Consider the following 12,321-nt stretch of genomic DNA (forward strand, 5'->3'; position numbering starts at 1 on the left):
GTTTTATTTGGATTTAATTTTACCCTTCCATTGCTTGAAGCCGCCTTCGAGTTGATAAAGTTCACGATAGCCTTTTTTATATAGCATCTGAGCTGCTCGTGTGCTTCTCATTCCGCTTTGACAATATAGATAAACAGGTTTGTCTTTGCGGAGTTCCTTCATTCGCATTTTCAATTGGGTAGAAGGTATGTTACGGGCGCCTAAAATATGTCCGCCATCAAATTCTTTTTGCTCACGAACATCTATTAACTGAGCTTTTCGATAGCCAGCTTTAAAGTCCTCTTGGGACAATGTCGTAACCATTTTTTTGCTGGAGAACCAACTGTAGATGGAATATCCAATGATCAATACAGCCAGTACAATTAATACGATTAATGACTTTGGCAATTCAATCCCCACTTTCTCTTTCTGTTCACTTTTCTATTATACAGTTCGTATATTTGTCTGGCAAAAAAATTTTCTGGTAATAGTTTACGAATTTGTAGTTAAAAAATTATAGGCATCCAGGATGGATATTATACCTGTCTACCTGCAAGCTGAATTGGTCAGTGGTTTAGAAACCAAGATAACGGTTATATCTATATAGTTTTGCTTTATTTGAAAGGACAATAAGTTTACAAACGACTATAAATCAAGTATCGTGCATTATGGACAAAATTTTAATTTTTAAGAAAAAATATTTGTGTCGAAAATGCAAAAACGCTGTTATATGAAGCATAGTTAAGCTTAGTAATATGCAAGCTGAGATTTTGTTTGTTTTGGTTCAAAAATAGGTGAAAAGAAGATTAATTCTTTGATTTTCTTTATTTTTTGTAAAATTATAAGAATTGACAATTTTGATAGAAGGTGCTCCAAATACTATATGTGGTATGAATTATAAAAATACAAATACTATATGTTGAATTAATATGTAGGCTATGATAACGTAGAGATATTCATTTAAGAACTTAACAAAGATAAATAAAAAAGAGATTATATTATTGGTTGAAGGAGAGATCAAATTGCCTACTGTAACAAATCGCAAGTTGTCTATAAATGTCGAAAGGTTAAATAAAGATATAGCCCTATTTCCACAAGTTTTTCCTATTACTCCAGACATGAATAAGACGTATAAGGGTGTTTCAAGGCTTGTGATGATAGATCGCTATTCCTTCAAAGATACGGAAAAATTGACACTTAGTGATGGAGATTTTGTAGTACTTACCATTAAAGAAGATCCGAAATTTCCTGCCCGTGGACTTGGGTACATCCAACATATTGATTGGGAAGCCAAGAAAGCACATGTATTGGTTGAAGAAGAATTCCGCTCCTCCTTGGACAAGCATGATGAAATTAAAACCGGTCTGATTTGTAAGTCACTCGACGTGATTGAAAAACCGCTTGAAATATATTATGAACAGATTGCAAAACGGAATGCACGCGGTCTGGCTGAAGTTGAAGAAACGGAAGAGAAACGCAAGGAATGGTTTGATAAGTTTTATAATGAATTGGTCCAAACGAACTTTATCCCGGCAGGACGTGTACTCTATGGAGCCGGCTCTGAAACCGAAGTAACCTACTTTAACTGCTATGTAATGCCATTTATTAATGATAGCCGTGAAGGAATTTCTGAACATCGCAAACATGTGATGGAAATCATGAGCCGCGGAGGCGGTGTCGGTACAAATGGTTCGACATTACGTCCAAGAAATACGCTTGCTCGCGGTGTAAACGGAAAATCCTCAGGAGCAGTATCCTGGTTGGATGATATTGCAAAATTAACTCACCTGGTTGAACAGGGTGGTTCCCGTCGTGGCGCTCAAATGATTATGCTGTCTGATTGGCATCCGGATATCGTAGAATTTATCATCTCAAAAATGCAAAACCCTAAAATTTTGCGCTTTTTAATGGAAGTCAGCGAGGATGAAGTAATTCGTAAACATGCATCTGAAAAATTAAAATTCACTCCGCTTACCATGCAAGAGGAAGCCATGTATCAAGGCATAGTCAATTATAAAAACATTTCTGGATTTGGCGGATTTAATGAGGCAATCATTAAAGAAGCAGAAGAAAAACTTGCTGCTGGTGGAAATGATACTGTTCATAATCCAGACTTTTTAACAGGTGCCAATATTTCAGTGTGCTTAACAAAAGAATTTATGGAAGCTGTAGAAAATGACGGAGAATATGAACTTCGATTCCCGGATGTTGAGTCCTATAATGAAGTTGATATGAAAGCCTATAATGAAAAATGGGCTGATTGCGGTGATGTACGCGAATGGGAAAAACTAGGCTATGCCGTGCGTGTATATCGTAAAATTAAAGCGCGCGAGTTATGGAATTTAATCAATATTTGTGCGACTTATTCTGCGGAGCCGGGCATTTTCTTTATCGATAATGCAAACGATATGACAAACGCTAAAGCGTACGGTCAAAAAGTAGTTGCGACGAACCCATGTGGGGAACAGCCATTGGCTCCTTATTCTGTATGTAACTTGGCTGCTGTCAATCTGGCTGAAATGACAGATAAAGATCGCAAACAAGTGGATTTGGAGAAACTGAAACAAACGGTAAAAGTGGGCGTGCGCATGCAGGATAATGTCATTAACGCAACTCCATACTTCCTTGAAGCCAATAAAAAACAGGCTCTAGGGGAAAGACGTGTTGGCCTAGGTGTAATGGGTCTGCATGATATGCTTATTTATTGTGAAAAAGAATATGGTTCTGAAGAAGGAAATAAGCTTGTTGATCGTGTATTTGAAACAATTGCAACTGCAGCATATGAGGAATCTATTGAAATCGCGAAAGAAAAAGGCAGCTTCCCATTCTTAGTCGGTGAATCCGAGGAAGAAACGAAAGAATTACGCACACGTTTTATTAATACAGGGTATATGAAAAAAATGCCTGAACATATTCGTGAAGGAATTATGAAATATGGTATCCGTAACTCACATCTATTAACAGTTGCTCCTACTGGAAGCACCGGTACAATGGTAGGTGTTTCTACAGGTCTTGAGCCATACTTCTCATTCACATATTTCAGAAGTGGACGTTTGGGTAAATTTATTGAAGTGAAAGCTGATATAGTAGAAGAATATTTACGTCGCAATCCTAATGCAGATAGCAATAATCTACCTTCTTGGTTTATTTCTGCAATGGATTTAACTCCTGAGAAACATGCTGATGTACAATGCATTATCCAACGTTGGATCGATAGCTCCATCAGTAAAACGGTAAATGCGCCGAAAGGATATTCCGTTGAACAGGTAGAGCGAGTGTATGAGCGTCTATATAAAGGCGGAGCTAAGGGCGGTACTGTATACGTAGATGGAAGTCGTGATACACAGGTATTAACGTTAAAGGCTGAAAACGATACGGATCAACCCACTCAGCCGCAACATACGAAGCAGCATGTTGTTCTTGTCGACACAATTGATGCACTTGAATCAACAAGTGTAACGATTGGTAGCGAAGTTGGAAATACTTGTCCGGTTTGCCGTCAAGGTAAAGTAGAAGAACTTGGTGGATGTAATACGTGTACGAACTGCGGTGCTCAGCTTAAATGTGGATTGTAAATAAAAAATTGATATAAATGATAAAAGGATGGTAAAGATTAACGCCATCCTTTTTTTTATTTCTGTATACACTACTTGTTAAGTAGGTGAAAAACATGAAACCATTTATTCCTCAATTAGTTTATTTTGAACCTAAAGCATTGGAATATCCGTTAGGAAAGGCTTTATATGAAAAATTTCAGAGCCTGCCAGTGGAAATTAGGCAAACCACATCCCACAATCAGATTCGTGATTTGCCAGGTGATAATGAACTGCAAAAATATCGAATAGCCAAATCCACGATGGTGATAGGAATACGGAAAACATTAAAATTTGATACATCAAAGCCTTCTGCAGAGTATGCGATTCCGCTGGCTACAGGATGTATGGGGCATTGCCATTATTGTTATTTACAAACAACCCTTGGCAGTAAGCCTTATATTAGAGTGTATGTGAATCTAGAAGAGATATTTGAGCAGGCAAGTAAATATATGGAACAGAGAGCGCCGGAAATCACGCGATTTGAGGCAGCGTGTACGTCTGATATAGTAGGTATTGATCATCTCACGCATTCCTTAAAGGAAACGATTAATTTTATCGGCAGTACTGAATATGGGAGATTACGATTTGTAACTAAATTTCATCATGTCGATCATTTGCTCGATGCCAGACATAATGGGAAAACCAGTTTCCGTTTCTCCATTAACTCCCGTTATGTTATAAAAAATTTTGAGCCAGGAACTTCTTCGTTTGATGAACGTTTGGAGGCTGCTCGAAAAGTGGCAGCAGCCGGATATCATCTTGGGTTTATAGTCGCTCCGATATATATGCATGAAGGCTGGGAAGAAGGATATTACGAATTATTTGATCGTTTGAGGCATGCGTTAGGTGAAGAGCTGTCCATGATGAAAATCAGCTTTGAGCTCATCCAGCATCGCTTTACAAAGCCAGCAAAAAAAGTTATTCAAGCACGTTATCCTAAGACAAAGCTTGAGATGGATGAAACGAAGCGTAAGTATAAATGGGGTAAATACGGTATAGGGAAATATGTCTATCCTGATGAAGAAGCGAATGCTTTGAAAACTCATATAGAAAATTCCATCAAAGAATTCTTTCCGAATGCAGAAATACAATACTTTACTTAATATGTTCTAAACCTCTCTCTCCCAGATTAAAAATGAGTAAGTAAGGGGGAGGGGTTTATTTTGTTTATTGACGGAGTGTTTTCCGGAGGAGGCATAAAGGGGTTTGCTCTTATTGGAGCAGTAATTGAATTAGAAGAGCAGGGATACCGGTTTAAGAGGTTAGCCGGAACAAGTGCAGGAGCAATCATTGCCGGGTTTATTGCAGCGGGGTATTCAGGGAGTGAAATTAATGAAATTATGAAAAGCGTTAAATTAACGAAGCTGTTGGAAACGAAAAAAAACAAACGCTTTCCATTAGCCAAATGGCTTAAATTATATTGGAGTATGGGACTTTACAAAGGGGATGCCCTAGAGCTATGGATTAAAGAGGTGTTGGCTAGGAAAAATATTAGGACATTTGCCGATTTAGCTGATAAGCAATTAAGGGTTATTGCATCGGATCTTACAAATGGAAGACTGATCGTTTTGCCGGATGATCTGCCGAAATATAATATAAACCCCAATCAGTTTTCAGTGGCGAAAGCGATTCGTATGAGCTGCTCTGTCCCCTTTTTCTTTCAGCCGATTACGCTTCGAACAGTAGGGGAAAAGAGAATTATAGTAGATGGAGGGGTTTTAAGTAATTTTCCTATGTGGCTGTTTGATCAGGAAAACGTTATCGCTGAGAGACCGGTGCTGGGATTAAGGCTGGTACCTGAAAAGCAACAGGCAATGGTCCATGAGCGTGATATTACTAATGCAATTGAACTTTTTACATCTTTATTTGAAACGATGAGGAATGCTCATGATGCCAGATATATTTCAAGAAAATTCGTTAAAAACATTGTGTTTATACCAATTAAAGAGGCTGGATTTATAGAGTTTTCTATTTCCGATAATCAGCGACTGGTATTAATTGATCAAGGCAAAGAAGCGGCTAAGCATTTCCTTAAGGATTGGGTTTACCGAATCAGATGATATAAAACAAAAAATAAGTACACTTTGTAGCATCTACTAATAGTAGGGTGCTTTTTTTGTGTCAAAAAGAGTGGCCCTTAAATTATAAACGCTAAGAATATGTTGATATAATAATTTTGAGAGATAATTAAAAAAGCTTTAATCTATATTTGTAATATTTTCCATTGTAAATTGTATTTGGTGTAGGACATTTTTCTTATTTATGAAACGATTACAATTTTTTAAAATAATGATATTGATAATCATTATCAACTGTTATATGATAATAACCATCATACGTTGAAAGGGAGTTGTATGGATGAAAAGGATTTCATTTTTACTACTATCATTATTCATCCTGCTCGCAGGATGTTCAGGTGGTGGCTCTTCACCAAATACAAATACAGATTCAATGGAATCTGAAAAAAATAAGACCGTGAAAATTGCATGGGCAGATAGTGGGTTCCCATCTCCATTTACATTTACCTCAAATGGACCCGGAGGATACTTGCGGAGCAGTTTCATTTTTGACTCGCTTACTTGGAAGGATGATACAGGGGTAATTCCTTGGCTGGCATCTTCCTGGGAAGTATCTGAGGACAAGCTAACATATACGTTTAATTTAGAAAAAGATGTGCAGTTTCATGATGGAGAATCATTAACCGCAGATGATGTTGTCTTTTCATATAACTATTTTAAAAAACATGCGTTCCAGTGGAATGCAGATATGTCTAAAATAGCTTCACTAAAGAAAATTTCTAATCATAAAGTTGCAATCACATTGACCGAGAAGTATTCCCCGTTTATCACTGAAATTGCTGGAATCCTTCCAATTCTGCCAGAGCATATCTGGTCAGAAATCGAAAATCCAATGGAATATACGGAAGAAAATGCATTAATCGGTACAGGTCCATATGTTCTTGATAGCTATAACAGCTCGACTGGTAATTATCGTTACCTGGCAAATGAGGATTATTTCAAAGGTGATGTGACGGTTAAGGAAGTTCAATATTTGAATGTAGAGAATAAAATGCTTTCCCTGCAAAAAGGCGAAATAACCGGGGGCATGACGCATAACTATACAGAAGTGAAGCAAATGGAAGAACAAGGGTTTAAAGCACTTCAAAGCAATCCAACAGGAAGCGCAGTTCGTATTGTTTTTAATTTGGAAAATGAACAGTTAAGTGATAAAAGGCTTCGTCAAGCAATTGCCTATGCACTTAATCGAGGTGAAATAGCAGAAAAAGTATTGGGGAATTCCAAAACCATTGTTGGTAGCGGAGGGGTAATTCCACCTGATTCGGATTGGTTTAATGAAGAGGTAAAAAAATATGACTATGATGTGGATCGAGCAAATGTAATGTTGGATTCACTGGGATATGAAAAAAATAAAAATGGTGTTCGAAAAGAGCTTAGCTTAAAACTTCTGGTTTCTTCTACTCCTCAGGAAGCCGAGTTAATGAAATCAATGCTTGCTGATGTAGGGGTGAAATTGCAAATTCAAACAGTAGATACAGCTACTTTTACAACTGCTATGAGTGAAGGGAAATATGATATGGCTTTAACAGGGCACATTGGATTAAGTGGGGATCCTGATTTCCTCCGCTTATGGTTCTCTGGTCAGGCAAGCAATGCATATGCTGGCAATGCTGTATTCAATCATCAAGAGTTTAACGAGTTGGCTAGTAAACAACTGTCTCAAGAAGGGGAAGAGCGTAACGAAACAGTTAATTCCATGCAGGATATTTTAGCTGAAGAGCTGCCTACATTAGTGATTTACCATCGCCCGTTCTACTTTGTTTATGATGCTACTGAATTTGATGGATGGTTTAACACATATGGTGGTATTTCAGATGGAATCCCATTAACAGATAACAAGGCAGCGTTTATTGAATATGATTAAAATTTTTAAGCTGTACGGTTCTCTTCTTCTTATCTTGATTCTTTTAAACTTTTTCCTCCCTCGACTAATGCCGGGGGGACCTCTTGAATATTTGGAGGGGCAGGAAAGCGGTGCAACCTTAACAGAGCAACAAAAGAATTCAATGATTGAATATTATGGGCTGAATGATTCATTGGCCGAACAATTTCTTGATTATGTAGTTGGCATCGTACAGTTTGATTTTGGATTTTCATATACTTATAAATTGCCTGTTAATGATATCATAATGGATCATATTTCTTACACGCTATGGATTGTCGGAATTTCTTCTGTTCTATCCATTGTAATTGGTATTTTTTTAGGACTGTTATCAGGTTGGATTCATCATAAAAAAGGTGATAAAACATTTATGTCAACAATGCTTGCGGTTGGCGCTTTACCCGAATTTTTATTCGGTATGCTATTGCTTATTGTGTTTGGAGTAATGCTGGATATGCTTCCAATGAGCGGAGCACATACACCGTTTATGGACAGCGAATCAATGTGGGGGAAATTTAAAGATGCTGCTAAGTATGCCATTTTGCCAATAGTAACATTAACCATGGTAAGCCTGACAAGGATCTACTTACTCGTGCGTAATGAAACGATTCAGGTAGCTTCCTCACCTTACATTGAATTTGCCAAGATGAAGGGCGTCAGGGAAATCCGTTTAGTATTCAGACATACGTTTAAAAATGTTTTAATACCTATATTTACTCTGATTATGATAAGAATTGGCTACACCTTTACAGGAGCAATTTTTGTAGAGGCGTTATTTTCTTATCCGGGAATTGGACAGTTATTAAAAGAGTCCATTCTTTCACGGGATTACCCATTGATGCATGGTCTGTTTTTATTATTTGCTGTTATGATTTTGATTTGCAATGCACTGGCAGATTCTATTTATCCTAAATTAGATCCACGCGTTAGAGGGGGCAAACATGTTGAAAAAGTTCTATAAGTTCCCCTTACTTTGTTTAGCCTTGGTCATGCTGTTGGCATTGTTTGGTCCATTACTTTCTCCTTATTCAGCAATGGATTATAGCGGAGGATTGTTTGAATCACCTTCACCTGAGCATTGGCTGGGTACAAACCGTTTAGGTCAGGATATATTTAGCCAATTATTATATGGTACACGTACGAGTGTCTTAATTGGACTTTGTATTGCTCTTTGTTCGACAGTTTTAAGTGTATTGCTGGGACTGGCAGCAGGATATTTGCCAAAATTCGATAAATTCATTAACGGGCTGGCCAATATTTTATTAGTGCTTCCAAATTTGCTTTTGATATTATTGGTTGTTGCTTTTACGGGTTCAGGCGTAATTCAGCTTGTTATCATTTTAAGTCTATTATCGTGGCCGGGTTATATGAGAATTATTCGATCCTCTGTTTTAACTTTAAAAGAAAGAGAATTTGTAAAAGCATCGGCGCTGTTTGGTGGCAGTTCTTTTTATGTATTGAAATCTCATATTTTGCCACAATTACGGCCAATTATAAAGACTAAATTTGTGATGACATTTCAATCTGCTGTTTTGACAGAAGCAGGTTTAGCATTCTTAGGTTTAGGTGACCCGAATGTGATAACTTGGGGAAGCATGTTAAATACCGCTTTCTCACAAACATCTATTTTCTTAACTGGCCAATGGACATGGATTGTATTGCCGCCAGTGATTATGCTGCTCATCACATCGGTTTCGCTTGCTTTCTTATTGGAAGATAAACAGATAAGACCACGAAAAGAAAAAAAACAGCCAGTCACACTAGCTGCTGGTGATAAACCCAGGGATTTATACTGCTATTTGGAATCAGTCAACTACGATGGAAAAACTATTGTTGAAAATATCGAGTTTACGATCAAAAGAGGAGAGATTGTGAGTTTGATAGGGCCTTCAGGCAGTGGAAAAACAACGATAGCCAGAGCTTTGTACGGATTATTGCCGGCTGAGAACTGGGTTGGCGATGTTACATATGACGGTGAATCTGTTCGAGGGAAATCCTTTAGGGAAAAGCACTATTGGAAAACATGCTCATTTATCTATCAGGATGCACGGGCGGCATTTAATCCAGTATTAAAATTAAAAGAACAGTTTTTAGAAACCGGTATAAGTCTTGTGGAAGCTGAGAAGAGTGTTGAGGAAGTCGCGTTAAATAAAAACATTTTGGACAAGTATCCGCATGAGTGCTCAGGCGGCATGTTGAGCCGGGCTCTAATCGCACTCTCTTTGGTAAATAAACCAGCTTTTGTGATTGCAGATGAATGCACAAGTGCGCTGGATCCTATATTGAAAAAAGAAATAGTAGAACTCTTGGAGGAAAAAGTCCGTTCACATGGGATCAGTCTATTATTTATCACGCATGATTTAGATGTAGCGTATGCAATCTCGGATCGGATTTTTAGTTTAAGTAATAAACAACTGATGAAGGAAGTGCAATAAATGTTAAGAGTTCAAGATGTAAATAAAAGCTACCAAAATCAGGCTGTGCTTCGGGGAATCAATTATGAGATTTTGTGCAATGAATTTATTTGTTTGATAGGAGAATCAGGATCGGGTAAATCTACAATGGCTGAAATCATTATGGGGATTCAGTCACCGACAAGCGGTCTTGTCGAAAAAGAGCCATGTTGTACGATTCAATATATTTACCAAAATCCTGAGCGTTCCTTTAACCCGTTTTGGACAATGGAGAAAAGTTTAATGGAACCGCTTGTCCTTAAAAAAGAAAAGCCAGAATTAATAAAAAAGAAAATAAAAGAATTAATGGCAAAGGCAGACTTGCCTACGGAATTATTAGCAAAAAAACCAAGCCAATGTTCCGGAGGGCAAAAGCAGAGATTGGCTATTATTAGAGCATTATTAATGAATCCTAAGCTTTTAATAGCTGATGAAATAACATCTGCCCTTGATCCGCAAACAGAAAAGTTAATCATCAACCTTTTAAAGAAATTTCAGGTTGAATTTCATATGTCAGTTTTATACATTACGCACCGAATTCAGTCTGTCGGTAATGTAGCAGATCGAATGATGGTACTTGAGTCAGGAACCATTGTCGAAAGCGGACCCCCATCTCAAGTTCTATACCAATCAACACATCCATATACAAAAAAATTAGTAGAAGCATGCTACTACTTTGAAAACAAAAAGCTGAGACGACTGAACAGGAGCGAAGAGCATAAGACGAATACTCGAAGGGAAAGTTCTTCCCCGCAGAGTATTTGCTTATGACTCAAGCTCCTAGGAGTCGAAGCTAGATTACATAAAAAGCTGAAACGACTGATTTAAGGAACGAAGACTAAAAGCGCCACGTCGTGTGGCAACGTCTTCATGACCTACATCCTGAGCTTCTAGCTGTTGAAGCTAGATTACATAAAAAGCTGAAGGGCCTTGCTCAGCCGCGACAAGCGTAAGAAGAGGCACGCAGGGAGAGTGTTGTTGTCACCCGTAGTGGCTATTCTTACGACCTCGAGCGGCTAGGCCCTGAAGCTAGATTTCAAGGAGGGTATACAATGGAACTTAGAATACTAGAGTTATGTCCGAATCACGCATTTGGTTATAAAGCAGATGCATCATCCGGTCAGCATACTAAATTAATGGAGTACGAGTTTGCAAACATAGAATTGGATCCATACAATGTTTTGGTTATTACTGATTTTGCAGATCAGGAGTATTTGTATAAACATAAAGAAAAAATAGAGCAATTTTTAAACGAAGGAAAGATTGTTGTCTTTTGTGGTCACTTATTTAGAGCTTGGCTGCCTGGCTGTATACCAATGATGCCGAAGAAGGTTCGCGGCTATCAGGATTACCTAGTAGAGGTTCCTGAAAATTCACCGATTTTTAAAGGTGTAAAAGTAGAGGATATGGTATATACGAAGGGCGTTGCAGGTTTCTTTGCAAGAGGTTTTTATTTGCCACCGAAACATGCGGAGATTTGCCTAACATTTACAGATGGTAAGGCTATTACGTACATTGATCGTGAAACAACGAATGGGACAGTTATTGTTCATGCTGGCAGGAGTTTATTAGGATATGGTCAGCGGAAAAACACAACAAACCAAATAACTCCTCAATTTATAGAGGTACTTAAGAAAGAATTAGTACGCACCAAAGGAGTTGAGGCATAATGAGAAAAATAGCTGTGATTTATGGAGGGCATGCCCCGCATTATAGAACGTTTCATGAGCCAAAGTATGCGCAATTCATAGACTCTCTTATTTATCAGCTTGAATTGAAAGATTTTGATTTAACAGGATTTGATGTGTTGATTGTTCCTTCTCAATTAAATGGTCAAATACTGCTTGATAATAAAGAGAAGTTCTATGAGTTTGCAGATCAGGGCGGTATTATTGTGGCTATGGGTCCACAGCCATGGGAATGGCTCCCTAATCAAAAATGGGAAGAACGCCAGACAAATTTTTGGTGGTGGCTTGAAGAAAACTCAAATAGTGGGTTAGTTACTAAAAATGATGACCATGAATTTTTTAAGTATATTACGCTCGAGGATTCAACATGGCATCAACACGGAGTATTTTGGCCGCCTGAGCATGCTATTACTCTTATAGCTACAGAAGATGGTGGATCTGTACTGTATATAGATGAACAATCAACGAAAGGCACTTGGATTATTACAACCCTTGATCCTGACTATCATTATGGTTCTTATTTTATGCCGGCAACTGAACGATTTTTAGACGGCCTTTTTCCATGGTTATATCGTGGAGAATTTAAATAAGTCAATTTAGGATAATCTGTAAGTTGGATTATCCTTTTTTATAATCACCCTAGCT

The 12,321-nt window shown here is 37.9% G+C and carries 10 protein-coding genes; 9 read left to right on the forward strand and 1 reads right to left on the reverse strand.

Translation table 11 applies throughout. The annotated features are described in order from the left end of the window. Positions 1 to 3 precede the first annotated feature (3 nt). Positions 4 to 387: a rhodanese-like domain-containing protein gene (locus AC4D4A_RS11615; RefSeq protein ID WP_490996055.1), complete on the reverse strand. Its 384-nt coding sequence runs from the start codon at positions 385 to 387 to the stop codon at positions 4 to 6. Between the two features lie 614 nt (positions 388 to 1,001). Here AC4D4A_RS11615 and AC4D4A_RS11620 point away from each other — a divergent pair. From AC4D4A_RS11620 to AC4D4A_RS11660, 9 genes are all read left to right on the forward strand, one after another. Then, the gene (locus AC4D4A_RS11620) at positions 1,002 to 3,554 is read left to right on the forward strand and encodes a vitamin B12-dependent ribonucleotide reductase (protein WP_490996056.1); all 2,553 of its coding nucleotides are present in this window, start codon (positions 1,002 to 1,004) and stop codon (positions 3,552 to 3,554) included. 95 nt (positions 3,555 to 3,649) lie between these two features. Then, positions 3,650 to 4,678: a spore photoproduct lyase gene (gene splB, locus AC4D4A_RS11625; RefSeq protein ID WP_066105011.1), complete on the forward strand. Its 1,029-nt coding sequence runs from the start codon at positions 3,650 to 3,652 to the stop codon at positions 4,676 to 4,678. A 60-nt stretch (positions 4,679 to 4,738) separates the two neighbouring features. Further along, positions 4,739 to 5,635, forward strand: a complete 897-nt coding sequence (locus tag AC4D4A_RS11630) for a patatin-like phospholipase family protein (protein WP_490996057.1) — start codon at positions 4,739 to 4,741, stop codon at positions 5,633 to 5,635. A 298-nt stretch (positions 5,636 to 5,933) separates the two neighbouring features. Further along, entirely contained in the window at positions 5,934 to 7,517 is a 1,584-nt protein-coding gene (locus tag AC4D4A_RS11635) for an ABC transporter substrate-binding protein (RefSeq protein ID WP_490996058.1), read from the forward strand. Between the two features lie 91 nt (positions 7,518 to 7,608). Further along, positions 7,609 to 8,496, forward strand: coding sequence for an ABC transporter permease (locus AC4D4A_RS11640; RefSeq protein WP_490996059.1), 888 nt, complete (start codon positions 7,609 to 7,611; stop codon positions 8,494 to 8,496). After that, complete coding sequence (locus AC4D4A_RS11645; protein WP_490996060.1) at positions 8,477 to 9,970, forward strand: ATP-binding cassette domain-containing protein; 1,494 nt, start codon at positions 8,477 to 8,479, stop codon at positions 9,968 to 9,970. Before AC4D4A_RS11640 ends, AC4D4A_RS11645 begins: the two co-directional genes overlap by 20 nt. Then, positions 9,971 to 10,759, forward strand: a complete 789-nt coding sequence (locus tag AC4D4A_RS11650) for an ABC transporter ATP-binding protein (protein ID WP_490996061.1) — start codon at positions 9,971 to 9,973, stop codon at positions 10,757 to 10,759. It begins immediately after the preceding gene. Between the two features lie 281 nt (positions 10,760 to 11,040). Further along, positions 11,041 to 11,658, forward strand: a complete 618-nt coding sequence (locus AC4D4A_RS11655) for a phosphate starvation-inducible protein PhoH (RefSeq protein ID WP_490996062.1) — start codon at positions 11,041 to 11,043, stop codon at positions 11,656 to 11,658. Continuing rightward, positions 11,658 to 12,266 carry a hypothetical protein gene (locus tag AC4D4A_RS11660; RefSeq protein ID WP_490996063.1) on the forward strand — a complete coding sequence of 203 codons (609 nt, stop codon included), beginning with the start codon at positions 11,658 to 11,660 and terminating at the stop codon, positions 12,264 to 12,266. Before AC4D4A_RS11655 ends, AC4D4A_RS11660 begins: the two co-directional genes overlap by 1 nt. Positions 12,267 to 12,321 lie beyond the last annotated feature (55 nt).

The organism is Pradoshia sp. Z5_111 (assembly GCF_058267535.1).

Excerpts from the sequence above, each read along its gene's own strand:
- splB (WP_066105011.1), top strand. The coding sequence starts at position 3,650 with ATGAAACCATTTATTCCTCAATTAGTTTATTTTGAACCTAAAGCATTG.
- AC4D4A_RS11635 (WP_490996058.1), top strand. The coding sequence starts at position 5,934 with ATGAAAAGGATTTCATTTTTACTACTATCATTATTCATCCTGCTCGCA.
- AC4D4A_RS11645 (WP_490996060.1), top strand. The coding sequence starts at position 8,477 with ATGTTGAAAAAGTTCTATAAGTTCCCCTTACTTTGTTTAGCCTTGGTC.
- AC4D4A_RS11650 (WP_490996061.1), top strand. The coding sequence starts at position 9,971 with ATGTTAAGAGTTCAAGATGTAAATAAAAGCTACCAAAATCAGGCTGTG.
- AC4D4A_RS11655 (WP_490996062.1), top strand. The coding sequence starts at position 11,041 with ATGGAACTTAGAATACTAGAGTTATGTCCGAATCACGCATTTGGTTAT.
- AC4D4A_RS11660 (WP_490996063.1), top strand. The coding sequence starts at position 11,658 with ATGAGAAAAATAGCTGTGATTTATGGAGGGCATGCCCCGCATTATAGA.